The organism is Streptomyces sp. NPDC050759 (genome assembly GCF_044456945.1).
In the GTDB taxonomy this organism is placed as follows: domain Bacteria; phylum Actinomycetota; class Actinomycetes; order Streptomycetales; family Streptomycetaceae; genus Streptomyces.
The window spans coordinates 80,003-104,027 of record NZ_JBITGI010000027.1 but is presented as its reverse complement, the minus strand read 5'-3'; the positions used below and the strand labels follow the sequence as shown (position 1 = coordinate 104,027).

Annotated in this window: 22 protein-coding genes and 2 pseudogenes; 6 read left to right on the top strand and 18 right to left on the bottom strand. The window is 70.7% G+C overall.

Annotation, left to right across the window (positions count from 1 at the left end):
* Positions 1-95, top strand: a pseudogene (locus ACIBJB_RS44780) (GNAT family N-acetyltransferase); the annotation flags it as partial.
* A gap of 39 nt (positions 96-134) precedes the next feature.
* Positions 135-326, top strand: a pseudogene (locus ACIBJB_RS44775) (M55 family metallopeptidase); the annotation flags it as partial.
* Between the two features lie 176 nt (positions 327-502).
* On the opposite strand, the gene ACIBJB_RS44770 reads toward ACIBJB_RS44775, so the two are convergent.
* Positions 503-895, bottom strand: a complete 393-nt coding sequence (locus ACIBJB_RS44770; RefSeq protein ID WP_033321395.1) for a nuclear transport factor 2 family protein — start codon at positions 893-895, stop codon at positions 503-505.
* Positions 896-1,021: 126 nt separating this feature from the next.
* On the opposite strand from ACIBJB_RS44770, the gene ACIBJB_RS44765 reads away from it, so the two are divergent.
* Entirely contained in the window at positions 1,022-1,597 is a 576-nt protein-coding gene (locus tag ACIBJB_RS44765) for a PadR family transcriptional regulator (protein WP_398939915.1), read from the top strand.
* 40 nt (positions 1,598-1,637) lie between these two features.
* Here the strand turns inward: ACIBJB_RS44765 and ACIBJB_RS44760 are convergent, their stop codons facing one another.
* Both ACIBJB_RS44760 and ACIBJB_RS44755 read right to left on the bottom strand, forming a co-directional pair.
* A complete protein-coding gene (locus ACIBJB_RS44760; protein WP_398939914.1) occupies positions 1,638-1,970 on the bottom strand; it encodes a hypothetical protein in 333 nt (110 codons plus the stop codon).
* A gap of 109 nt (positions 1,971-2,079) precedes the next feature.
* Entirely contained in the window at positions 2,080-2,886 is an 807-nt protein-coding gene (locus ACIBJB_RS44755) for an SGNH/GDSL hydrolase family protein (RefSeq protein WP_398939913.1), read from the bottom strand.
* A 214-nt stretch (positions 2,887-3,100) separates the two neighbouring features.
* Here ACIBJB_RS44755 and ACIBJB_RS44750 point away from each other — a divergent pair, with 214 nt between their 5' ends.
* Both ACIBJB_RS44750 and ACIBJB_RS44745 read left to right on the top strand, forming a co-directional pair.
* Positions 3,101-3,391, top strand: coding sequence for a tetratricopeptide repeat protein (locus tag ACIBJB_RS44750; protein ID WP_398939912.1), 291 nt, complete (start codon positions 3,101-3,103; stop codon positions 3,389-3,391).
* Between the two features lie 164 nt (positions 3,392-3,555).
* Positions 3,556-4,155, top strand: a complete 600-nt coding sequence (locus tag ACIBJB_RS44745) for an FABP family protein (protein ID WP_398939911.1) — start codon at positions 3,556-3,558, stop codon at positions 4,153-4,155.
* Here the strand turns inward: ACIBJB_RS44745 and ACIBJB_RS44740 are convergent.
* The 12 genes from ACIBJB_RS44740 to ACIBJB_RS44685 all read right to left on the bottom strand — a co-directional run bounded on the left by ACIBJB_RS44740 (position 4,110) and on the right by ACIBJB_RS44685 (position 17,368).
* The gene (locus ACIBJB_RS44740) at positions 4,110-5,267 is read right to left on the bottom strand and encodes an SUKH-4 family immunity protein (RefSeq protein WP_398939910.1); all 1,158 of its coding nucleotides are present in this window, start codon (positions 5,265-5,267) and stop codon (positions 4,110-4,112) included. The two genes, ACIBJB_RS44745 and ACIBJB_RS44740, sit on opposite strands and share 46 nt — an antisense overlap.
* A gap of 132 nt (positions 5,268-5,399) precedes the next feature.
* On the bottom strand, positions 5,400-5,933 hold the full coding sequence (locus ACIBJB_RS44735) for an AAA family ATPase (protein WP_398939909.1): 534 nt from the start codon (positions 5,931-5,933) through the stop codon (positions 5,400-5,402).
* A 31-nt stretch (positions 5,934-5,964) separates the two neighbouring features.
* Entirely contained in the window at positions 5,965-6,093 is a 129-nt protein-coding gene (locus ACIBJB_RS44730) for a hypothetical protein (RefSeq protein ID WP_256123013.1), read from the bottom strand.
* Complete coding sequence (locus tag ACIBJB_RS44725; RefSeq protein ID WP_398939908.1) at positions 6,090-8,399, bottom strand: xanthine dehydrogenase family protein molybdopterin-binding subunit; 2,310 nt, start codon at positions 8,397-8,399, stop codon at positions 6,090-6,092. Before ACIBJB_RS44725 ends, ACIBJB_RS44730 begins: the two co-directional genes overlap by 4 nt.
* On the bottom strand, positions 8,396-10,450 hold the full coding sequence (locus ACIBJB_RS44720) for a 2Fe-2S iron-sulfur cluster-binding protein (RefSeq protein WP_398939907.1): 2,055 nt from the start codon (positions 10,448-10,450) through the stop codon (positions 8,396-8,398). Before ACIBJB_RS44720 ends, ACIBJB_RS44725 begins: the two co-directional genes overlap by 4 nt.
* On the bottom strand, positions 10,447-11,340 hold the full coding sequence (locus ACIBJB_RS44715) for an FAD binding domain-containing protein (RefSeq protein ID WP_398939906.1): 894 nt from the start codon (positions 11,338-11,340) through the stop codon (positions 10,447-10,449). Before ACIBJB_RS44715 ends, ACIBJB_RS44720 begins: the two co-directional genes overlap by 4 nt.
* A gap of 245 nt (positions 11,341-11,585) precedes the next feature.
* A complete protein-coding gene (locus ACIBJB_RS44710) occupies positions 11,586-13,217 on the bottom strand; it encodes a beta-N-acetylhexosaminidase (protein WP_398939905.1) in 1,632 nt (543 codons plus the stop codon).
* Between the two features lies 1 nt (position 13,218).
* Complete coding sequence (locus ACIBJB_RS44705; RefSeq protein WP_280857971.1) at positions 13,219-14,052, bottom strand: carbohydrate ABC transporter permease; 834 nt, start codon at positions 14,050-14,052, stop codon at positions 13,219-13,221.
* A complete protein-coding gene (locus ACIBJB_RS44700) occupies positions 14,049-14,939 on the bottom strand; it encodes a carbohydrate ABC transporter permease (RefSeq protein WP_398939904.1) in 891 nt (296 codons plus the stop codon). The genes ACIBJB_RS44705 and ACIBJB_RS44700 overlap by 4 nt, the downstream gene beginning before the upstream one ends.
* On the bottom strand, positions 14,936-16,231 hold the full coding sequence (locus tag ACIBJB_RS44695) for an extracellular solute-binding protein (protein WP_398939903.1): 1,296 nt from the start codon (positions 16,229-16,231) through the stop codon (positions 14,936-14,938). Before ACIBJB_RS44695 ends, ACIBJB_RS44700 begins: the two co-directional genes overlap by 4 nt.
* A gap of 183 nt (positions 16,232-16,414) precedes the next feature.
* Positions 16,415-16,693 carry a DUF3039 domain-containing protein gene (locus ACIBJB_RS44690; protein WP_057610823.1) on the bottom strand — a complete coding sequence of 93 codons (279 nt, stop codon included), beginning with the start codon at positions 16,691-16,693 and terminating at the stop codon, positions 16,415-16,417.
* A 102-nt stretch (positions 16,694-16,795) separates the two neighbouring features.
* A complete protein-coding gene (locus ACIBJB_RS44685; RefSeq protein ID WP_266383708.1) occupies positions 16,796-17,368 on the bottom strand; it encodes a YqgE/AlgH family protein in 573 nt (190 codons plus the stop codon).
* 253 nt (positions 17,369-17,621) lie between these two features.
* Here ACIBJB_RS44685 and murA point away from each other — a divergent pair, with 253 nt between their 5' ends.
* The gene (gene murA, locus ACIBJB_RS44680) at positions 17,622-18,968 is read left to right on the top strand and encodes a UDP-N-acetylglucosamine 1-carboxyvinyltransferase (protein WP_398939902.1); all 1,347 of its coding nucleotides are present in this window, start codon (positions 17,622-17,624) and stop codon (positions 18,966-18,968) included.
* Between the two features lie 348 nt (positions 18,969-19,316).
* Here murA and ACIBJB_RS44675 read toward each other — a convergent pair whose 3' ends face one another.
* The 3 genes from ACIBJB_RS44675 to ACIBJB_RS44665 form a co-directional block, all read right to left on the bottom strand.
* Complete coding sequence (locus tag ACIBJB_RS44675; protein ID WP_007382399.1) at positions 19,317-19,598, bottom strand: HU family DNA-binding protein; 282 nt, start codon at positions 19,596-19,598, stop codon at positions 19,317-19,319.
* 303 nt (positions 19,599-19,901) lie between these two features.
* Positions 19,902-21,317 carry an NAD-dependent malic enzyme gene (locus tag ACIBJB_RS44670; RefSeq protein WP_398939901.1) on the bottom strand — a complete coding sequence of 472 codons (1,416 nt, stop codon included), beginning with the start codon at positions 21,315-21,317 and terminating at the stop codon, positions 19,902-19,904.
* A 288-nt stretch (positions 21,318-21,605) separates the two neighbouring features.
* Positions 21,606-23,972, bottom strand: a complete 2,367-nt coding sequence (locus ACIBJB_RS44665) for a HelD family protein (protein WP_398939900.1) — start codon at positions 23,970-23,972, stop codon at positions 21,606-21,608.
* Between the last annotated feature and the right edge of the window lie 53 nt (positions 23,973-24,025).

Genomic DNA, 24,025 nt, shown 5'->3' with positions numbered 1-24,025 from the left:
CGGCAAAGCTGGGGTTCACCGAGGCAGAGCGGTTCCATGCCTGGGACGCCGAGCAGTGGCTCGGCCAGCGGTCCCCCGCCACGCCGTCCAGTTGAGCTGACGAGCGTGCTCGTCAAGCTTGAGGAGGCTGCGCAGTGCGGATCTACATCAGTGTGGACATGGAGGGCATCACCGGGCTCGTGGATGCCAACGATGTCCAACCTGGCGGCCGGGACTACGAGGGTGGACGGCTGATGATGGCAGAGGACGTCAACGCTGCGATCCGCGGTGCTGTCGCGGCCGGTGCCACCGACATCACTGCCAACGACGCGCACGGCCGGTGCCGAGCTTCTCGAACGGCCCGCGCAGCGTGTGCGGCTGGCCTTCCGGCCGCCTCTGGACAGCTGGTGCAGCGCCGTCTCGAACTCGAAGCGGCCTCGTCGAAGGGTGGCGGCGCAGCCGCCCGGGACGTTGTGGCGCTCTGCCGGGAGGGTTGAGCAGTCCTCGAAGTCCGTCGTCGTGGTTACTGTTCGGCGGCCTCTCGGGCGATCTGCTCGGACTGGGCGCCCACGGCCTCGCCGAGCGCCTGGGCGGCGGAGAGCGGGCGCACCATCACCGTGATCTCGTCGATTTTCCCGTCGTCGTCGAAGTGCACGAAGTCGCATCCCTGGAGCTGCTTGCCGGCGACAGTGGCGGTGAAGACGAAGGCGTGATCGCGGCCGTCGGGGTTGGCGATCTCACGGATGTAGGTGAGGTCCTCGAAGACCCGGAGCGCGCCGCGCAGGATCGTCGCGGTGATGGCCTTGCCCGGGTACGGCTTGAAGGTGACAGGGCTGGTGAAGACGACGTCGTCGGCCAGCAGAGCGGCCACGGCGTCCAGGTCGCCGCTCTCGACGGCCTTGGGGAAGGGATGCATGAGCCCACTTCTGATACTCAAGAATGTTAATAGGTGCGTTTGAGATTAGAGGGCCCGTTAGTGCTTGTCTACAGGGAAGGGGTGACTGTTTAGTCGCGTCGTTGAATAATCTGCTAGCGTGCATCCATGGCTTTGCGGAACGCGGTGATGGCCGCGCTGTTGCAGGGCGAGGCGTCCGGGTACGACCTCGCGAAGGCGTTCGACGCGACGGTTGCCGACTTCTGGATGTCGACGCCTCAGCAGCTCTACCGGGAGCTGGAGCGCATGGAGGCCGAAGGGCTCGTCACGGCCCGCGTCGTCGAGCAGAAGCGCCGCCCCAACAAGCGACTGTTCTCCTTGACGGAGGCCGGACGGACGGCCATCCATGCCTACACCGCCGAGCCCCTGGGTAAACCGGCGGTGATCCGGGACGAGTTGCTGGTCAAGGTGCAGTGCCTGGACGCGGGCGATATGGAAGCGGTCCGGACCGCCATCGCCGAGCGCACGGAGTGGGCCACCGCCAAGCTGGCCCGCTACGAGCGACTCCGGCAGCGCCTGCTCGACGGGCGCTCTGAGGAGGCGTACTTCGCCGAGGCCGAGCGCATCGGCCCGTATCTCACCCTGCTGCGCGGGATGGCGTTCGAGCGGGAGAACATCCAGTGGGGGGACATGGCGCTGCGCAGGCTCGAACAGCGCACGGCCGCGCTCCGGGCCGACGGCTGACTGCGGCGGTCCGACCCAACACGGTTAGTCAACTAAGTGATTACCCGGGACCGGTCTGAGCAGCCGCCCTCTCAGGGGTCGTCGGTCTGTGTCCGAGCCAGGACCGGCCGCGTTCCTTGTCGGCCGGATTGCGGTGCAGTCCCTTGCGGTCGGAGAACCGGGTCACGTCGGAGCCGGAGAGGCACGCGACCGCGAGTCCCGAGCCCAGGATCACCCAGCCTCGGGGCAGTCCGGCGTCGCCCTGGGCGTCGTAGTGGAGGATGGAGCGGACGACGCCGGTGATCTGACGCAGGGGCTGGAACTCGCCGAGGGTGCGGTGCAAGCCGGGGAGTCGCCTGGCGGGGGCCGTGGCGCCGGACGTCGGGGCCGCCATGACGATGCAGAAGGTCGTGATGAACAGCTATCCCCGGCATGAGCGTGCGCACCCCCGGTGAAGCGCAGTTCAGCACGAGGAGCCGCCGGCGTCGTCGCAAACCAGAGCATCACACCGATGGGGAGATGTCCCCAGCGGGCGCGACCACCGGAAGCAGCGCCGGCCGCTTGGCCTGGCGGCCGTCGCCGGAGGAGCGGCCACGCAGGCGGCGGCCGATCCAAGGGCCGAGGAAGGTGCCGGCCCAGCGCAGTTCGGCACCTACGGTCCTCCAGGCAGGGATGTCTGTCCTCTCGGCCGGAAGGGGAAGAGTCCACTTATCGTCGCTGCCCGGCAGACCGAGCGCGTGGGCCACGGCAGCCGCGATGCGCGCGTGTCCCAGCGGGCCGGCGTGCAGCCGGTCAGCACTCCACAACCGCGGATCGGTCGCCGCCGCGTGCGCGGCCGTCTCCGCCACCACCACGCCGTGGCGGTCGGCGGCCTCCCGGATGCGCGCGTTGAGCGCGGAAATACGGTGACCGACCGGGCGGGCCAACGGCGTGATACGCCCGACATCGGGAACCATGAGGGTCGCGACGGTGGCGCCCTGCGCCGTAAGGGCGGCGAACATCGCCTCGACATGGCCGGCCACCTCGTCGAGGTCGCAGCCCGGGCGCAACGCATCGTTGACCCCAGCCACCACGGTGGCGAGGTCGGGCCGCATCGCGAGAGCCGGAGCGAGTTGCTCGGCGCGCACCTGGCCGGCCTTACGGCCGCGCACCGCGAGGTTGGCGTAGAGCAGGCCGGGGCTGTGGCGGGCGACCTGCTCGGCGAGCCGGTCCGCCCAACCCCGAAGACCACGGACGTCGTCGCCGTCCCCGAGTCCCTCGGTGTGACTGTCGCCCAGGGCGACATAGCGCAGATACCCACTGCTCGACACGGGGCTGCCCGCCTCTCGTCAACGCTGCTGAGGGAAGTGACACACGGCCACCGCTAGGCAACTAGGCACCTAGTCATATTGTTGAGTATGAAGATAGCCGCAGGCTCCCTTCCTGCAAAGTGACGCAGCTCATGCAGGTGCCGAGGCCGTCGAAGGCGGTCCACCGCCTTGGTCCGCCCCGAAGATCGTGTGGCAGTGGGTCGCATCGTCGGCGATGCGGCCGATCAGGGACTTTTCCCGCGAAGCCGGCCGTGTCCAGGACGCCCTCGACCTGCGCGAGCAGGTTCTGGCCGCCCGGGAGCGGATCCTGGGCGGCGACCACCCAGATACTGTCACCACTCGTAACAGGCTCGCCGCCCTCCGTGATGCCGCGGCGGACGTACAGCAAACGGATACCGCAACCCCAGCAACCGTGCCCGGCGTCCAACCCCCTCAGAGCCTCGAGTTCGCGCTCGTTCACGTCCGTGCCGACAGAAGGCGACACCCGGGATCCGAACGAGCCTGAACTACCAGGACGCCGTTTTCACGGTTCGGAGTCCCGTTCGTCCGTCTCATTCCTCGCCGTACACGGCCGTTCGGACCCGTACGCCGAGACCCTTCGGGCCCACCATCCGTTGTGCCGCGTTCTAGGCTTGCGGTCCGTGGTGGTTGTGAGTGAGGAGTGCGGGCGTGGGCGAGAGTGTGGCGGAGCCTCCCTTTCCCGAGAGCTACCGGGTGGACCGGGAACCGGCTCCGCACCCGCTGCTAGAGCCCGTGCTCGGGTTCCTCGGGGTGTGGCGCGGTCAGGGCCGAGGTGGGTATCCGACGCTCGACGACGACTTCGCGTATGCGCAGGAGGTCAGCTTCCGTCATGACGGGCGTCCCTTCCTCCGGTACGAGGCACGGGCCTGGCTGCTCGACGGCGACGGGGCGCCGTTGCGACCCGCGGCCCGGGAGAGCGGGTGGTGGCGGCTTCAGCCGGACGGCCGGGTGGAGGCACTGGTCACCCAGCCCACCGGCATCACCGAGGTCCTGGTCGGGCATGCGGGCGAAGGTGTGGTCGATCTCTCCACCCACTCCGTCGCCCTCACCCCCACCGCCAAGGACGTGACCGCCACCCGTCGCCGCTACACCCTGGCCGACGGCGATGCCGACAGCGACACGTTCACGTTCGTCCACGACCTCGCGGCTGTCGGGCAGCCCCTGCAGCACCACCTCTCGGCGACCCTGCGCCGCGCGGTCGGTCAGAGCACACCGCCCACCTCGTCCTGGAACAGCTCCGTCCAGTAGTGCCAGTCGGCGTCCGTCGTCGTGCCCGTCGGGTCGATGGTGGACAGGGCCCGGACCATCGTCTTGGCGACCTGGACGTACAGCGTGTTCGTCAGCTCATGGGCGAGTGACTCGTCTATCTGGCGCTCCCGGTGCAGGAGCCAGAGGGTGAAGGCGAGGGTGGAGATGTCGGTGTTGAGAGGGTGGAGGGTCGCTTCCCGCTCGCTCCAGTTCAGGACCGCGCCCGTCTCGCCGTCGACCACCAGGGTGTTGTCCTCGATCAGGTGACCGAGGACGATCAGGTGTTCCGCCCGGGGCGGGAGGGCGAGCAGTTGGTCGGGCCGGTGCTCCGCGAGGGTCGGCAGCGGGGCGTCCGGGTCGGTGTGGAAGAGGACACCGTCCTCGGGCAGGCCCGTCTCCGCCAGGAAGCGGCGGGTCGGGGCGTGCGTGAGCGTGGACGGGAAGTCGATGTCCTCGAAGCGCACGACGTGGCTACGGCCGAACTCCTGGTCCAGGAGGCGCGGCGGGAGGTCCAGGGCCAGGCCCGACCCCGTGCCCGGACCCGCCACCAGGGCCAGGGGGCGGATCAGGGCCGCGATCTTCCAGAACGTCGGCACCTCGCCGCCCGTGCCCTCCTCGAACACCGTCAGCAGCTGGCGCGTCGCCTCCTCCACGGCCGTAGGACCGAAGCGGCCGGCGTACGCCGCGAACTGGCCGCGCACCTCGGTCAGTTCGTCCGTCGCCGTCGCGAAGCGGACCAGGGTGGGGAGGGAGGGGGCCAGCGGGGTGCGGTCCATCAGGTCCGGGCGGGCGTGGAAGAACGCCGTCGTCGAGACCTCGCCCGTGACTCCGTCGAGCAGGACCGACTCCCGCTCCCTGCCGTGCAGATCCGTCAGCCCGCCTATCACCAGCTGGTCGCACAACTCCTGGCTGAGCCGTCCGCCCGGGTCGGCCGTCGCGTCCGCCACCGTCCGCAGGCCCTCCCGGCGCAGCTCCTCGAAGGTGAACAGGTCGCTGTCGCCGGGCAGTCCGGGGCCGCTGAGCCAGCGGCGGGTCGACACATGTGAGATGTACGGCTGCAGTTCGTCCTCGGTCAGTCTGATCGCCGCTACGGCGGCATCGGTCGTGCTCATGGCTCCCCCGTGTGCTTCGTACGCAGTCCCCTGGCCGGGCACGGCACGGCGAACCCGTCGGGCCTGCGCTCGTCCCCCACTGCTCGAAACACTACGCGCCACCACTGACAACGCCCCCGTACCAAGGAGACGTCAGAGCACCTTCGCGCGTTCCCGCCCCGCGAGAATCGCCTCCACCGTCTGTGCCGGGGTCAGTGCGGAGGTGTCCAGCCACAGACCGATCCGCGGAGTCGACGTCCGCAGCGCCTCGTCCAGCGCGGGAATCGTCCAGGTCTCGCCGTCGTAGCCCGTCTTCGCCCGGCCGGCCTCCCGGGCGGCCACCGTCCCTGCGTCCGGTGCCAGGACGACGACGTACAGCGGCCGGGTCCGGACCAACCCGGCGTACGCCGTCAGGTCCTCGCCCAGCACCACGTCCTGTACGACGGCCGTGAACCCGGCCTCGGCGTACGCGTCCGCCGTCGCGGCCGACAACCGGTACCGCAGGCGGAGTTGGGCCGAAGCCTCGCCGGAGGCGCCGGGCAGGTACTCCGCACGCCCCGACACGATCATCCGCCGGAAGACGTCCCCGCGGACATGCGCCGCCCTCGGCAACCGCTCGGCCAGCGCCTCCGCGACCGTCGACTTCCCGGCCGCCATCACACCGGTGACCAGTACGACACCCTTCACGCCGACTCCACTGCGGCGGGCGCCCCCTCGCTCACGCGAAGTACACGCCGCCCACCACGACCACGATCGCCGCCACCACGAACAGCAGGATCCACAGCGCCAGCTTGCCCAGGCCGGGCGGCGGTTCGTACTCGCGGGGCTCCTGGCCGGGAGAACTCATCGGTCCGTCACCACCGCGGCCTGCGGACGGATCGGCAGCCGGTTGACGGGACGGCCGGTCGCGGCCCGTACGGCGGAGGCGACCGCCGCCGGTGACGTGACCACCGGCACCGCGCTGGCCGCCTTCGCCCCGAACGGGGCGACCACGTCCCGTTCCTCGACGAGCTTGACGATCCGGATCTCCGGCGCGTCCAGGGCCGTCGGCAGCGCGTACCCGGTGAGGTCCGGGTGGCGGATCAGGCCGCGCGCGCTGCGCAGGTTCTCCGTGAGCGCTATCCCGACGCCCTGGGTGACGCCCGCTTCGATCCGGGCCTCCAGCTGGGCGGGGTTGAGGATCCGGCCGACGTCCTGGGCGAGCGCCAGCTCGACCACGCGGACGGAGCCGAGTTCGATGTCGACGTCGACCACCGCGCGGATCGCGCAGAACGCCATGCCGACGAAGGCGTCGCCCTGGCCGGCCTCGTCGAGGGGTTCCGTCGGGTGCGGCCGGCACTGGGCGGTGGCCCACAGTTCCTTGCCGTCCATCGCCTCGGTGACGGTCGTCGACAGAACTCCGTCGTACGAGGTGATCTTGCCGTCGGTGATCTGGAGCAGTTCGGTGGACATGCCGAACTTGTGCGCCAGGGGCTGGAGGAGCTGGGTGCGGACCATCTTGGCCGCGCGCTCCACCGCGCCGCCCGAGACCCAGGTGTGGCGGCCGCGGCAGCCCGGGCCGGCCGGGGGCTGGTCGGTGTCGACGGGGGCCACGTGGACCTCGTCGATACCGAGCGTCTCCTGGACGATCTGACGGGCCAGCGTGGTGAACCCCTGGCCGGTCTCGACGGCCGCGCAGAGCACCGTGGCGACGCCGTCCTGGACCCGTACGGTCGCCGTGGAGACCTCGTCCGCGCCCTCCGCGCCGAGCATGTGCACCATGCCGAGGCCGTAGCCGACGCCCCTGCGGATCGCGCCCGGTTCGCCCGCGCCCTCGGGGCCGCCGGGCAGCAGCCACTCGTCCTCGGGGGTGTCCTTGGGGAGGTCGGGCAGCGGGAAGTCTCGTACCGCCTGGAGCAGTTCGGCGACGGGCGCGGGGCAGGTCACCGTCTGGCCGGTCGGGAGTACGTCACCGGTGGCGAGGGCGTTGCGCAGGCGCAGTTCGGCCGGGTCGACGCCCAGCTTCTTGGCCAGCTTGTCCATCTGCGCCTCGTAGGCGGCGCACACCTGCATCGCGCCCTCACCGCGCACATGGCCGGAGGGCGGGTTGTTGGTGCGGACGGCCCAGCCCTCGATGAAGGCGTTCGGGACGACGTACGGCCCGCAGGCGAAGCCCACGGCGGCGGCCAGGGCCTCGGAGGAGGTGTCGGCGTAGGCGCCCGCGTCGAGCAGGATCTGCGCCTCGACCTTGACCAGCTTGCCCTCGGCGTCGGCGTGGTGGCGGTATCTCAGCAGGGTGGGATGCCGGTGCACGTGGCCCAGGAAGGACTCCTCGCGCGTGGCGGTCAGTTTCACCGGGCACTGCGTCTTGAGCGCCAGCAGGCCGAGCGGGAGCTGGAAGCCCTGGTCCTCGCGGTCGGCGGTGGCGCCGGGGACGCCGGTGACGACGACCTTGACGCGCTCGGGCTCGAGTCCGTAGCAGGCGGCGGCCGTGTCGCGGTCGGCGTGCGGGTCGGTGGAGGCCAGGTAGAGCTCGACGCCGCCGTCGGGGCGGGGCACGGCGAGGCCGGCCTCGGCGCCGATGGGGGCGGGGTCCTGGCGGCCGATGCGGTACTGGCCCTCGACGACGATCTCACCGGTCGCGGAGGGGTCGCCGTGCTGCAGCGGGATGTGCCGGACCAGGTTGCCGTCGGGGTGCAGGGGCTCGGCCTCGAAGGCCTGCTCCGGGTCGGTGACCGGGTCGAGGATCTCGTACTCGACGATGACGGCGGCCGCGGCCATGCGCGCGGTGTCGGGGTGGTCGGCGGCGACGGCAGCGATGGGCTCGCCGTGATGGCGTACGACCTCGGAGGCGAAGACCGGACGGTCGGCCTTGCCGCGGCCGTGCACCGGGCTGCCGGGCACGTCCTCGTGGGTGACGACCGCACGGACTCCGGGCATCTCACGCGCGTGGGAGGTGTCGATGGACACGATGCGCGCGTGCGCGTGGGGCGAGCGCAGGACGGCCGCCCACAGCAGGCCCTCGGCCCACAGGTCGGCCGCGTACGGGAAGGTGCCCTCGGTCTTCGCGCGGGCGTCGGCGGGCGGCAGAGAGACGCCGATGCCGTGCGGAATCGGCTCGGGAGCGGGTGCTGCCTCCGCGGCAGTGGTCGCGGTGGCGGCTTCGTTGCTCACGCCTGGCCTCCGTCCTGTCCCTGTCCGTATGCCTGCTCATGCGGTCCGGCGGTGTGCGGAAACCCCGGGGAGTCGAACGCCGACGGGTGGACGCTTCCGCCCCCGGGGCCCGCCTGATGCGGGATACGTGCCTCGTCGCCGTCCGTCTCACCGTCGCCCGTCGCGTGGGCCTCGCGCTCGGCGACGACCTCCTTGACGGCGTCGACGACGCCCCGGTAGCCGGAGCAGCGGCAGAGGTTCCCGCACAGCGCCTGGCGGGTCTCCAGCTCGGTGGGCGCGGGGTTGCCCTCCAGCAGGTCGTGCACGGTCATCGCCATGCCGGGCACGCAGAACCCGCACTGCACGGCGCCGCACCGGGCGAGCGCCCGCTGCACGTCCGAGGGCCGGCCGTCCTCGGCGAGTCCCTCGACGGTACGGACCTCGCTGCCGGCGGCGGTCACCGCGGGCACCAGGCAGGAGGCGACGAGCCGGCCGTCGACCTGGACGTTGCACGCCCCGCACTCGCCCTGCGAGCAGCCGTCCTTGGCGCCGGCGAGGCCGAGCCGCTCGCGCAGCACGTAGAGCAGCGACTCGCCGATCCAGGCGCCGGTGACGGGGCGGTCGACGCCGTTGACGCGCAGGACGTAGGAGGCGAGGGGGTGTTCCTCGCCGGGGAGCGCGGGGGCCTGGTCGTCGGGGTTCTCGTCGGAGTCGCTCGCGTGCTCCTCCGCGGCCTCCGGACCCTGTCCGCGGAGCACGCCGTCGGCCGGGGCGTGCTCCGCACCGGGCTCGGCGGGGCCGTCAGTGGCCTCTACGGCCTCTTCGGCGCCCTCGGAGACCCTTGGGGGTGCCGAAGTCTCGCCGGGGCCGGGAGCGGGCCGTGAGGCGGTTGCGGCGGGGCCGTCCCCGTAGGGCTCGGCGGGATGGCGGGGCTGGGCGGTGTCGTGCGGTTCGGCGAGGCGGATGCCGTGGCCGTCGCTGTCGGGGTGCGGCTGCGCGGAGTCCCGGGCCGCCTCGTGGGACGCCTCGTCCGGCTCGGGCCGCTGCGGCGCGTCGGCGACCGCGTGACTTCCCAGGTGCGCGGCGGACGGCAGCTGCGTGTCGTCCGCCGCGCCGGCGTGCGCGTCACCGGCCGGGCCGGCGTGCCGCTCGTCGACATCACCGGCCGGTCCGTCACCGGGGGGCACGTGCGCGTGGTCGTCGCCCACCGCACCGCCGTGACCGTTGTCGAAGTCGCCACCGTGCCCGTCACCGTTCGGCACGTGCGCGTTGCCGTCGCCCGCAGGACCGGTGGGGCCGTCGCTCACCGCACCGCCGTGACCGTTGCCGAAGCGGCCACCGTGCCCGTCACCGTGCGGCACGTGCGCGTTGCCGTCGCCCACAGGACCGGTGGGGCCGTCGCTCACCGCACCGCCGTGACCGTTGCCGAAGCCGCCGCCGTGCCCGTCACTCCGCGGCACGTGCGTGTGCCGTTCCCCGGCCGGTCCGTCGTGCTCTGGTCCCGCTCCCGGGCCGTCCTGGGGCTGGTCCCCCCACGGCTGCGCCGGCTGCGTCGCCCAGGGTGCGGCCGCGCCGCCCGGCAGGGTCGCCGGAGGGGTGCCGCCCCACTGCTCGACCAGGGACGACGTGGTGAACTCGCCCGATTCGTCCGGGAGGTCGCCGCCGGCGACGGGGATCGACCACTGGCCGGTGACGTCGTGACCCGGCGCGGGCGCGGCCGCGGTGTCCTCGACGTTCCACTGCTGGGTGGTCGCGGGGTTGTACGTGAACTGCCCGGTCTGGCCCTGCGGCAGGGTGCTCGGGTCGGGCCACTGCGCGCCCTCGGCCGGCACGGCCCAGCCGCCCGCGGCCGCCGGGTCGGTCCCGTCGCCCGGCGTGGCCGTTATCTGCGGCGGCACATAGCCGTGACCGGGCGCGGCGAGCGGGCTGTCGGCGGAGGCCAGGAGGGCGTCGATGCCCCCTTCGGGGAGCTTCACGAAGGCGGTCGCGCCGTCGTCGTAGTCACCCTGGGGCAGCGGGTCCCAGCGGCCGGCGGCCCTGGGCGTGCCCTCTCCGTGCTGGTCGTCGGTCACGAAAGTGCCCTCCCCAGTGCTCGTCGGGCCAGCGCGGCGACAGTGCGCCGCAGGTGCAGTACTGCGGGCGGATGCTGCGGCACGGAGCCGTCCGCGGCCGGTGCCGGGTCGGGGATGCAGGCCGCGGACACGTACTCGCCGAAGGCCTCCAGGGCCTCCGGGACGATCGCGCGGTTGTTGTCCCAGTCGATGAGCCGGGCGACCCACTGCTCGGCGTCCAGGGGGCGCAGCGGCATCGGCGCTATGGCACCGACGGCACACCTGACCCCGCGCCGGGCCGGGTCGAGGACCAGTGCGACGGAGGCCATCGCGCGGCCCGGGCCGGTGCGGCCTGTGACCTTGAGGAAGACCTGCGGGGCGTGCAGCAGCGGCACGCGCACGTAGCCGATGAGTTCGCCCGCGCGCAGCATCTCCATGCCGGCCAGCAGGTGCGAGACCGGCATCTCCCGACGGGCTCCGTCCGCGCCCGCGATGATCAGCGTGGCTTCGAGGGCGGCGAGGACGGGCAGCGCGTCGCCCGTGGGGGCCGCCGAGGCGATGTTGCCGCCCAGGGTGCCCGCGTTGCGGATCTGCGGTGGGCCGGCGGCGCGGGCGGCGGCCGCGAGCGCGGGGATGAGGGCGGCGAAGTCGGGGCGGCCCATGCGCGCGTGCGTGAGTCCGGCGCCGAGGAGCGCGTGGCCGTCCTGGTACTGCCAGCCGCGGATCTCGCTGATCCGGCCGAGGCCGACGAGAGCGGCCGGCCTGAGCTGTCCGGAGTTGACGGCGGCCATCAGGTCGGTGCCGCCGGCGACGGGCACGGCGGCGGGCATGGCGGTGAGGGCCGCCACGGCCTCGTCCAGCGTCGTGGGCAGCGTGACGGCCTGCGCCGCCTGCGGTGTGTGCGTGGTCAAACCGGCTGCCCCTTCCCGCTGCCCCACCTGGTCCTGCTGGTCCTGCCTGTTGCTGCCGTACGGTACGTGCTGACAGGGCGGACGTGGCAACTCTGGCACATCTTCGCAACACCCGAAGACAGGGGTCCGCTAGGAGGCGTTCGGCGGCATTCGCCCACCCCGTCAGGGAGATGGTCCGTTTTCGCACGGGATCACCTACACATACCGATTAACGCCCTTCGGTGACCCTTAGGGCTCTTTTTCCCTTACCTGTTCGGAGGCGCTCCCTCGATGGGCCGGCCGAGCACACCGGGCCGCTTCTGCCACGGCAGCGGCCCCGTGGGCGGCCGGTAACCGACGCCCAGGGCGTCGAGCCGCTCGTAGTGGGCGGCCATCCGCCGCTCGAAGTCGGCGAAGTCCCGTTCCGCGGGGGCGGGCAGAGCGCTCCAGGCCACCTCGGCGAGGGCCACGAGCCGCGGAAACGCCTGGTAGTCCACGCGCGCGTGATCCTCCATCACCTCGGTCCACAGGTTGGCCTGCGTGCCCAGGACGTGCGCGGCCTCCTGCGAGGTCAGCTGCGGCGGAACGGGTTCGAAGCGATACACGTCCTCCAGGGTGCGGACGTAGCCGATCGGCACCGGCTCGTCCGCGCCGGCGTCCTGGCGGTGGTCCAGGTACACGTACTGCTCGGGGCACATCACGACGTCGTGGCCGGAGCGTGCGGCGGCGATCCCGCCCTCGTAGCCGCGCCACGAGGAGACGGCGGCCCCTTCGGCGAGTCCGCCCTCCAGGATCTCGTCCCAGCCGATGAGCCTGCGCCCGCGCGCGGTCAGCCACTTGTCGAAGTGTCCGATGAACCAGGACTGCAACTCGTCCTCGTCCGCGAGCCCGAGCTCCTCGATCCGGGCCTGGACGAAGGGCGACTCCCGCCACTGCTCCTTGGCGCATTCGTCGCCGCCGATGTGAATGAACTCGGAAGGGAACAGCTCCAGCAGTTCCTCGAAGACGCCCTCGTAGAAGCGCAGGGTGTTGTCAGTGGGGGCGAGTACGTTCAGAGAGATGCCCCAGGTGTCCCAGACGGTGAGGGAGGTCGTGTCGATGACGTCGGTGTTGCCGAGTTCCGGGTACGCGGTGATGGCGGCCTGCGAGTGTCCGGGTACGTCGATTTCGGGGACGACGGTGATATGCCGCTCGGCGGCGTAGGCGACGATCTCCCGGATGTCGTCCTGGGTGTAGAAGCCACCGTGCGGCTTCTCCTCCCACAGCGGTGAGGCCCGGTGGCCGAATTTGGTACGCCCCCGCCATGAGCCCACCTCGGTGAGCCGGGGGTACCTCTTGATCTCGATCCGCCAGCCCTGGTCGTCCGTCAAGTGGAAGTGGAAGACGTTGAGTTTGTGGGCGGCCATCAGATCGAGGTAGCGCAGCACTCCGTCCTTGGGCATGAAGTGCCGGGCCACGTCGAGCATGAGGCCGCGCCAGCGGAATCGGGGAGCGTCGCTGATGGCGACCGGGGGTACCTCCCAGGCGCGCCCGGAGGCGACGGGGGCGCGACGGAAGGCGGCGGGGCCGAGCAGCTGACGGAAGGTCTGGGCGCCGTAGAACAAGCCCTCCTGGCCGGCCCCGTCGATGACGACGGCGTGCTCGTCCACGGTGAGGCGGTACGCCTCGGGGCTGCCGAGTTCGTCGGCGAGGGACGGCGTGATCCGCAGCAAGATGCGGTTCCTGCCGGAGGTGTAGGGCTCCAGCGGCAGGCCCGTCGCGGCGCCGACCGTGGTGCGCAGCCACCGGGCCACGCCTGCGGCGCCCCGCCCGGCCTCGATCTCGGTGTCCTCGTCGAGGACGAACGGCCGCCCGCCGGGGGCGCCGACGCTCGACGGCGCCGGAATCAGTGAGGTCACGTCAGTCCTTAACCGCTCCGCCCAGCCCCGAGACCAGGCGTCGCTGTACGAGTACGAAGAACACCAGCACCGGAATCGTCATCACCGTCGACGCGGCCATGACCCCGCCCCAGTCCGGCTCGTCCGGCTTGTAGAAGACCAGCAGGGCCATCGGCAGGGTCGACTGCGAAGTGTCGCTGATGATGAACGACTTGGCGAAGAGGAAATCGTTCCAGGCCGAGATGAAGGAGAACACGCTCGTGGCCACCAGGCCGGGAAGAACGAGGGGGAAGAGAATCTGCCACAGGAATCGCGCGCGGCTCGCCCCGTCGATGTACGCGGCCTCCTCCAAAGCCTCCGGTACGGCCTTCACGAACCCCCTCAGCATCCAGATCGCGAAGGGCAGCGAGAAGGCGATGTGGGGCAGGATCAGCGAGCCCAGCGTGTTCAGCAGACCGAAGTCCCGCATCTGGAAGAACAAGGGGATGGTGAGGGCCTCCACGGGCACCATCTGGGCCACCAGAAACATGATCAGCAAGGTGGTCCGGAAGCGGAAGCGGAATCGTGTCACGGCGGTCGCCGCGAGAAACGCGATCAACGCCGAGACGATCACGACACTGCACGCGACGACAAGGCTGTTGACGAAATACCGACCGAAATCCTGCTGTCCGAACACGCGCCGGAAGGAATCCAGCGAGGGCGCGAGCGTCCAGGGCCGGGGCTCGGTCGACTCGATCTCTCCGGCCGGTTTGAAGGCGCTGAGCACCATCCAGTAGAGGGGGAAGGCGACCACCAGGGCGATGAGCAACGCCGAGGCCTCCGCGGCCAGCCGCCAAGGACGCCGTAGAAGGTTCACAGTTCCTCCCCCTGGCGGTGGAGCAGCCGCAGGTAGACAAGCGTCACGGCGAGCAGGATCAGCAGCATCACGACTCCGATCGCCGAGCCGAGGCTGTACTGCGAGGAGGCGAACGCCTGCTGGTAGGCGTAGACGTTCAGGACGAGGTTCTGGCCCGCGATGCCGCCGCCGTTTGTCATGACGTAGATCTGGGTGAAGACCTTGAAGTCCCAGATGACCGACTGGATGGTGACGACGGTCAGGATGGGCCGCAGCATCGGCGCGAGCACCGAGCGCCAGATCCGCCACTGCGAGGCACCGTCCAGCGCGGCGGCCTCCAGCACCTCTGCCGGTACGGCGCGGATCCCGGCGTAGACCGTGACCATCACGAACGGGAAGGAGCACCAGACGACTTCGAGCAGGACGAGGAGGAAGGCGCTGAGCCGCCCGTACGTCCAGGAGTGGTCACCGAGTCCCAGGATCCGGTTCACCGGGCCGAAGTCGGGGTCGAAGAGGAACAGCCAGACCGTCGACCCGGTCACGGCCGGTGTCGCCCACGCTCCGAGCGCGGCCAGCAGCAACGCCAGCCGCGGCACGGCACGCACGCGCGTGAGCAGCACCGCCAGCGCGCACCCGACGGCGAGCGTCGACACGACGCAGGCCGCCGCGAACAGCACGGTGGCGAGCAGCACCTGCCAGAACTCCGGGTCTGAGAAGAGCGCCGAGTAGTTCCCGAACCCCTGGAAGGTGGTCGGTTCACCGCCGCTGACCTGAGCCTGGGTGTACTGGAAGAAGGAGATCAGGCCGAGCTGGTAGATGGGGTAGACGAGCAGTCCGCCGAGGACGACCAGGGCGGGGGCGAGATAGAGCCAGGGCGTCCGGGTGGCACGGTGGGTCGCCGAGGTCACCCGACGGATCCGAACGCGTCGTTCATCTTCTTCGCCGCTTCACCGGAGGCCGCCGCCACGCTCTTCTTGCCGCTGATGACCTCCTGGAACATCGTCGGCAGCACCAGCGAGGAGTCGATCTGCGACCAGGCGGGCGACGCGGGCACGAACTTGGTCCCGGCCGCGAGGGTCTGCGCGAACGGCTTCACGTACGGCTGCTGGGCCGCGACCCGCTGCCGGACGTCCGCGAAGGTCGGCAGGAAGCCCATCGCGTCGAACATCGACGCCTGCGTCGCCTTCGACGTGAGCTGCTCCATCAGCTGGACCGCCAGCGTCCGGTGGGACGTGCTCTTCAGCACCCCGATGTTGTTGCCACCGGCGAACGCGGGAGCGATCGACCCCGCGGAGACCCCCGGCAGCGGCACCACCGCGTACTTGCCCTTGACCTTCCCGGCCTCCACCGCGGTATGGCTGAAGTCACCCCCGATCGCCATGCCGGCCTTGCCCGCCGCGAACGCGGTGATCGTGTCGTTGCCGCCCATGCCGGCGCACTTCGCGGCGGGGCAGTTGTCGTCGGTGAAGAGCGAGGTGTACTCCTTGATGCCCTTCTGGGCGGCCGCGCCGGAGATCGCGGAGGCGTACGAGCCGCCCTTGCCGGTCGCGAGTTCGCCGCCGTTGGCCCAGATGAAGGGCATCGCGCCGTACGTGTAGGCGCCGCCGACGACCAGGCCGTACAACTCGGGCTCGGCGGCGCGGATCTTCCGGGCGGTCTCGGCCAACTCGGCCATGGTCCTGGGTGGTTGCAGACCGAGTTCCTTGAAGACGTCGGTCCGGTAGTACAGCGCGCGGACGCCGACGTAGAAGGGCGAGCCGTACACCTTGCCGTCCACGGTGACCGATGTCTTCGCGGTGGGGTCGGTGTCCTTGGCCTCGTCCCAGGCGCCGAACTCCTTGGTGACGTCGAGGAGTCCGCCGTCCTTCACATAGCCGGCGGTGTCGGTGTTGCCGTACTCCATCACATCGGGTGCGGAGGACGGGTCGTTGAAGGCGGCCTTGACGCGCTGGGCGCGGGTCTCGATCGGGATGTACTCGACCTTGACCCTGGTGCCCTTGTGGGCCTTCTCGAAGGCGGCGACGGCGGCGTCGACGACCTTCTGCTTCGGCTGGTTGCCGACTTCCTGGAAGAGCCAGACGCGCAGGGTGCCGGTCTTCTCGTCCTTGTCGGAGGAGGAGTTGGAGGAGGTCTGGGGGGCGCAGGCCGTGACGACGAGGGCCGTCAGAAGCAGGGCGGGCAAGCGGGGGGAGAGCTTCATGGAGTCGATCCTCCGGACGTGCGTTGCAACATATGCAATGACGGTTTCGCTCAACGCAACGGAGGCTATGGCGTGCATGAACACGCCCACAAGAGGTCTCAACCAATTCGTGACACGCAAAAGGCCCCTGAGGCGCGCGGAACGCACCTCAGGGGCCTCGCGAAGCTCAGCCGGGCAGCGGGCCTACTTGTCGCCACCCTTGTCGTCGTCCCCGGAGCCCATGGACTCGTAGATCTCCTTGCACATGGGGCACACGGGATACTTCTTGGGATCGCGGCCGGGCACCCACACCTTGCCGCACAGCGCCACGACGGGGGTCCCGTCGAGGGCGCTCGCCATGATCTTGTCCTTCTGGACGTAGTGGGCGAAGCGCTCGTGGTCGCCGTCGCCGTGGGACACCTGCGGCGTCGGCTCTACGAGGGTCCCCGTACCAGTCCCGCGCTCGGGCTCGAGAGTGCTCATACGGCCAAGAGTAATCAACCGCCGGGAACTATGGATCCCTGGCCGGTACAACGAGCGCCTGCTCCGTTCCAGGCACTCGCACGAGAGCTCCACCGTGCTCGATCAGTTGAGCGAAGGGTCGTCCGCGTACGTGGCCACCATCGCCAGCTCGCTGCGCTGGCGGCGCAGGACCTCGCGCCAGAGTCTCTCGGGGAACGGGGAGGAGACGTCGCCGGGTTCCGACTCGACGACGTACCAGGCGCCCTCCACCAGCTCGTCCTCCAGCTGGCCGGGGCCCCAGCCGGCGTAACCGGCGAAGATGCGCAGGCTGCCGAGGGCCGAGGCGAGCAGTTCCGGCGGTGCCTCCAGGTCGACCAGTCCGATCGCGCCGTGCACTCTGCGCCAGCCGAGCGGGGCACCGTCGATCGCCCCGCCGCCGGGGATGACGGCGACCCCCAGGGCCGAGTCCAGGGAGACCGGGCCGCCCTGGAAGACGACACCGGGTTCGCCGGCGAGGTCGGCCCAGCCCTCCAGGATGTCGCCGACGTCCACCGGGGTGGGCCGGTTGAGGACGACACCGAGGGAGCCCTCCTCGTCGTGGTCGAGAAGGAGCACCACCGCACGGTCGAAGTTCGGGTCCGCCAGGGCGGGCGTTGCCACGAGCAACCGCCCTGTGAGCGAGGACACCTCGGTCATGCCAGACATGATCCCGCATCTTCCCTCCGCGTGGGGAGGCAATGCCTCTACGGCAGTGGATGCAGCTCAGAGCGCAACGATGCGCCCCACGCGCACAACTTCCACCCGTGACCGCTTGTGCCCGACAAGGAACCGTTCGTGTTGTGACACAGCTATGACGTGTCTGGGCGGCACTTGGGCTTACAGAAGGGGGGTGGGCGGCGATTACCCTTTCCCTTCTGCCCCCTGCCCGACTCATCGGAACGCGAGATACATGACCGTCAACGGCTCTGACGACGTACTGATTGTCCACGGCGGAACCCCGCTGGAGGGCGAGATCCGGGTCCGCGGTGCGAAGAACCTCGTACCGAAGGCCATGGTCGCCGCCCTGCTGGGCAGCGAGCCGAGTCGACTGCGCAACGTTCCGGACATCCGTGACGTGCGGGTCGTACGCGGACTGCTGCAACTGCACGGGGTGACGGTCCGTCCGGGTGAGGAACCGGGCGAGCTGGTGATGGACCCGACGCACGTCGAGAGCGCGAACGTCGCCGACATCGATGCCCACGCGGGTTCCAGCCGCATCCCGATCCTGCTGTGCGGTCCGCTGCTGCACCGCCTCGGTCACGCCTTCATCCCCGGCCTCGGCGGCTGCGACATCGGCGGCCGGCCGATCGACTTCCACTTCGAGGTGCTGCGGCAGTTCGGCGCGACGATCGAGAAGCGGGCGGACGGGCAGTACCTGGAGGCGCCGCGGCGGCTTCGGGGTACGAAGATCACGCTGCCGTACCCGTCGGTCGGCGCGACCGAGCAGGTCCTGCTGACGGCCGTCCTCGCCGAAGGTGTCACCGAGCTCTCGAACGCCGCGGTGGAACCGGAGATCGAGGACCTGATCTGCGTCCTGCAGAAGATGGGCGCCATCATCGCGATGGACACCGACCGGACCATCCGCGTCACGGGTGTGGACAGGCTCGGCGGCTACAACCACCGCGCCCTGCCGGACCGCCTGGAGGCCGCCTCCTGGGCGTCCGCCGCGCTCGCGACCGAGGGCAACATCTACGTCCGCGGCGCCCAGCAGCGCTCGATGATGACGTTCCTGAACACCTACCGGAAGGTGGGCGGTGCCTTCGAGATCGACGACGAGGGCATCCGTTTCTGGCACCCGGGCGGCCAGTTGAAGTCCATCGCGCTCGAGACCGACGTGCACCCGGGCTTCCAGACGGACTGGCAGCAGCCGCTGGTCGTCGCGCTCACCCAGGCAACGGGCCTGTCGATCATCCACGAGACGGTCTACGAGTCCCGCCTCGGCTTCACCTCCGCGCTCAACCAGATGGGTGCGCACATCCAGCTCTACCGCGAGTGCCTGGGCGGCTCGAACTGCCGTTTCGGCCAGCGCAACTTCCTGCACTCGGCGGTCGTCTCCGGCCCCACCCGGCTCCAGGGTGCCGACCTGGTCATCCCCGACCTCCGCGGCGGCTTCTCGTACCTGATCGCGGCACTGGCGGCCCAGGGCACGTCCCGGGTCCACGGCATCGACCTCATCAACCGCGGCTACGAGAACTTCATGGAGAAGCTCATGGAACTCGGCGCGAAGGTCGAACTCCCGGGCAAAGCCCTCGGCTGACCCCGCCGCCCGACCCGGCCCCGGAGCAGCCCCTTCCGGGCCGGGGGTCCGGGGGGTGTCCCCCGGGCAGACACAGCATGGAGAAGCTCATGGAACTCGGCGCCAAGGTCGAACTCCCGGGCAAAGCCCTCGGCTGACCCCGCCGCCCGACCCGGCCGGGAGCAGCCGCTTTTGGCCGGAGGGCCGGGTCGTACGTACGCCGATGGGGCGGTCACCCGGACTCGGGTGACCGCCCCATCGGCGTTGTGCTGAGCGCCCTCAAGGGGCGCGGGGAACTGCGCGGCCGGCCACGGACGTCCCGACAGCCGAAGAACGGCCCGCAGTCACCCGGCGCTCGAAGAGGAGCGCTTACTTGCCCTTGGCGGCTTCCTTGAGCTTGGAGCCCGCCGAAACCTTGACGCTGTAGCCGGCCGGGATCTGGATCGGGTCACCGGTCTGCGGGTTGCGCGCGGTACGAGCGGCACGGTGGGTGCGCTCGAAGGTCAGGAAGCCGGGGATGGTGACCTTCTCGTCACCCTTGGCGACGATCTCGCCGACGGTCTCGGCGAACGCGGCCAGAACGGCGTCGGCGTCCTTGCGGGTCACCTCGGCGCGGTCGGCCAGCGCGGCCACCAGCTCACTGCGGTTCATGTTGTTACTCCCGTGTTCTTCTTGCCGTTGGGGTGTGCCACGCGGCGGGGCCGCACACGAGGCACAGCGAAGCCGATGCGCTCGCGCCCAGGGACGCATCCTGCCCCTACCTGCTGCGGGAAAGCCAATCCGGCACCCGCAGGACTCGTATGAACACCCTAGGGGGTCACACGAACAGAGGCCTGGGCGTGGCGCCACCCTAGAGGGTGCCCTGAAGCGCCCGGTTCCGCGACGCGCCGGGCCGGAGGACCGCCGTGGCAATCCTCACAGCCGAACAGCCGACGCTCACTGTAGACGCAGGTCCTACGCCGTCGCCCCGGCGGCCTTCGCCGCGTCCCGCACCGCGCCCGCGACCGCGCCCGCGACCTTGTCGTTGAAGACGCTCGGGATGATGTAGTTCGGGTTCAGCTCGTCCTCGGTGACGACGTCCGCGAGGGCCTTCGCGGCCGCGAGCATCATGTCCGTGTTGACCGTGCGGGACTGGGCGTCCAGCAGGCCGCGGAAGACACCGGGGAAGACCAGCACGTTGTTGATCTGGTTCGGGAAGTCGGAGCGGCCGGTGGCCACGACGGCCGCCGTCTGACGGGCGACCGCCGGGTCGACCTCGGGGTCGGGGTTCGCGAGCGCGAACACAATCGCCCCCTCGGCCATGGCGGCGACGTCGGTGCCGTCGAGGACGTTCGGGGCGGAGACGCCGATGAAGACGTCCGCGCCGTGCACGGCCTCCTTCAACGTTCCGGTCAGGCCCTCGGGGTTGGTGTTGTCGGCGATCCAGCGCAGCGCCGAGCCCGGGGCGGCGTCGACGAGGTCCTCGCGGCCGGCGTGCACGACGCCGTGGATGTCGGCGACGACGGCGTTCTTGAGGCCCGCGGCGAGCAGCAGCTTGAGGATGGCCGTACCGGCCGCGCCGGCGCCGGACATGACGACCCGGATGTTCTCAATTGCCTTGCCGGTGACGCGAAGTGCGTTCGTCAGGGCGGCGAGGACGACGATCGCGGTGCCGTGCTGGTCGTCGTGGAAGACGGGGATGTCGAGGGCCTCGCGCAGCCGGGCCTCGATCTCGAAGCAGCGCGGCGCCGAGATGTCCTCGAGGTTGATGCCGGCGAACCCGGGGGCGATCGCCTTGACGATCTCGACGATCGCGTCGGTGTCCTGGGTGTCGAGGCACAGCGGCCAGGCGTCGATGCCGGCGAACCGCTTGAAGAGGGCCGCCTTGCCCTCCATGACCGGGAGGGCGGCCTTGGGGCCGATGTTGCCCAGGCCCAGCACGGCCGAGCCGTCCGTCACGACCGCAACGGAGTTGCGCTTGATGGTGAGGCGGCGGGCGTCCTCGGGGTTCTCGGCGATCGCCATGCAGACGCGGGCGACACCCGGGGTGTAGATCATCGAGAGGTCGTCACGGTTGCGGATGGGGTGCTTGGACTGCATCTCGATCTTGCCGCCGAGGTGCATCAGGAACGTACGGTCGGAGACCTTGCCGAGCGTGACGCCTTCGATGCCGCGCAGCTGCTGGACGATCTCGTCGGCGTGCGCGGTGGAGGACGCGGCGATGGTGACGTCGATGCGGAGCTTCTCGTGGCCGGACGCGGTCACGTCGAGGCCGGTCACCGAGCCTCCGTGGGACTCTACGGCCGTGGTGATCTGGGAGACCGCGGTGCCGCTCGCGGGCACCTCCAGCCGGACCGTAATCGAGTAGGAGACGCTGGGCGCCGTTGCCATGGCCGACTTCCTCTGCTTTCACCTGTGACGCTGATGCCGTCCGATGGTCGCACCTACTGATGAGTAGGCGTTAGCCGCGCTGGATTGCGGACTTTTTGTTCATGACGAGAGAGGCCCACGTCACATGGACGTGGGCCTCTCTCAGGTCAATGACACCGACCCGCCATGCTCGCCTCGCGGCAAGTGGTCGCTCGTAGCGACGAAGGTTGGGCCCGGGGGCTTGGATCGGGCCGGTGTCACGTCCAGGCTAACAAACGGATCCCGAAACACCATTCCCGTACCGAGAGTTCAATCTCTCAGCAGATCGGGCACCCCGTCCCGGTCCGGCTGGTCGCGCTCCGCCGAGACGACCGTCAGCTGCTGGGTGGCCCGGGTGAGGGCGACGTAGAGCACCCGCAGTCCGGCCGGCGACTCGTCCGCGATCTCCGCGGGCGATACGACGACCGTGGCGTCGTACTCCAGGCCCTTGGCCTCCAGACTGCCGAGCGCCACCACCCGGTCGCCGAGCCCGGCGAGCCAGCGCGCGGCCTCCTCGCGACGCTGCATGGCGACGACGACGCCGACGGTGCCGTCGACGAGGCCGAGGAGGCGGGCCGCCTCGGCGCGGACGGTCTCCGCCAGGGACCTGCCCACGGCGACGAAGCGGGGCTCGACACCGGTGGACCGTACGGCCCTCGGGGATTCGGCGCCGGGCATGGCCAGCGCCAGCACCTTCGCCGCGAGGTCGGCGATCTCGGAGGGGTTGCGGTAGTTCACGGTGAGCTGGAAGCGGCGCCGGGGTCGCGTGCCGAGGGCCTCGTCGCGGGCCTCGGCGGCCTCGTCGGGGTCGGACCAGGAGGACTGCGCCGGGTCTCCCACGACCGTCCAGGTGGCGTGCCGGCCGCGGCGGCCGACCATGCGCCACTGCATCGGCGTGAGGTCCTGGGCCTCGTCGACGATGACGTGGGCGTACTCGACGCGTTCCTGGGCGAGCCGCTCGGCCCGCTCGCGCTGCGACTCCTCGCGGACCGGCATCAGCTCCTCCAGGCCGGTGAGGTGGTCGAGCGGGTCGAGTTCACGCCTCTTCTTCGGGCGGGCCGGGGTGCCGAGGACCGCCTGGAGCTCGTCGAGCATGGCGATGTCGTGCACGGAGAGGCCGTCACGCCTGAGTGAGCGGGCGACCCTGCGGATCTCGCCGGGATTGAGGATGCGGCGGGCCCAGCGGCCGAGGCGCCGCTCGTCGGCCATCGCGGCGAGGACGGCCTTGGGGGTGAGCTCCGGCCACCAGGCGTCGAGGAACTCGATGAAGCTGTCCTCGGAGGTGATGTCCTCGTCGAACGACGACCGCAGTTCGGCCGCCAGTTCGGGATCGGTGTGCCGGGTGCCCGCCCCGGACCGCGCCCACAGGGCGTCCAGGAGCAGCTTGCGGGCCCGGGGCCGCAGCAGGTTGACGGGTGCCGTGCCGCTGAGGGCGTTCCGGCGGATGTTCTCCAGCTCGTGCGCCTCCAGCTCGAGCCGGCGCCCGAAGGCGACGACGCGGAGGCGGGTGGGGGGTGCGGCGGGGGATGCGGTGGAGGTGTCCTCCTCGCCGAAGGCGAGCTGCCCGGAACCGCTTCTTCCGCTGTGGCTCCCCACCTCCAGCGCCCCCCGCGCCGCCTTCCGCAGCACCTTCAGCATCCGGTACGACCCCTTGGCGCGGGCCACGGCCGGGGAGTCGTACAGGGTGGCCTCGACGCCGTCGACCAGGGAGCCGATCGCGCGGATGGCGACCTGGCCCTCCTCGCCGAGGGAGGGCAGGACGCCCTCGGTGTACGCCACGAGCAGCGGGGTGGGCGAGACGATGAGGATGCCGCCCGCGTAGCGGCGCCGGTCCTGGTAGAGGAGATACGCGGCCCGGTGCAGGGCCACGGCGGTCTTGCCGGTGCCGGGGCCGCCCTCGACGTAGGTCACGGACGCGGCGGGGGCGCGGATGACCATGTCCTGCTGGGCCTGGATGGAGGCGACGATGTCCCGCATGGTGTGGCTGCGGGCCTGTCCCAGCGCGGCCATCAGGGCGCCGTCGCCGATGACGGGCAGCTCGTGGCCGTCGAGGAAGGCCTTGAGCTCGGGGCGCATCAGGTCGTCCTCGACACCGAGGACCTTGCGGCCCTTGGAGCGGATCACCCGGCGCCGTACGACACGCCCGGGGTCCACCGGAGTGGACCTGTAGAAGGGGGCGGCGGCCGGCGCCCGCCAGTCGATGACCAGCGGCGCGTACTCGGAGTCCAGGACTCCGATCCGGCCGATGTGCAGGGTCTCCGCGATGTCGGCGGTGCCGTCCTCCCGGACGGCGCCTTCGGCGGGCTCCACGGCGGTGTAGGCGCCGTCGGGCCCCTTCTTGCCGTCCTTGCCGAGGAGCAGGTCGATCCGGCCGAACAGGAAGTCCTCGAACTCGCTGTTGAGCCGGTTGAGGTGCACGCCGGCCCGGAAAACCTGGGCGTCCCGCTCGGCGAGAGCGCCCGGTGTGCCGACCTGGCCGCGCTTGGCCGCGTCGTTCATGAGGAACTCCGCCTCGTGGATCTTCTCCTCGAGGCGCCGGTAGACCCGGTCCAGATGTTCCTGTTCGACGCCGATCTCATGGTCCCGAACCGAGTCCTGAACCGAGCCGACCGCGGATGGTTGAGCCTGAGCGGCCACCGGGCCCCCTTCTGACGTGCTGGGCAGCCGTCAACCGTACGCGAAGGGGGCCC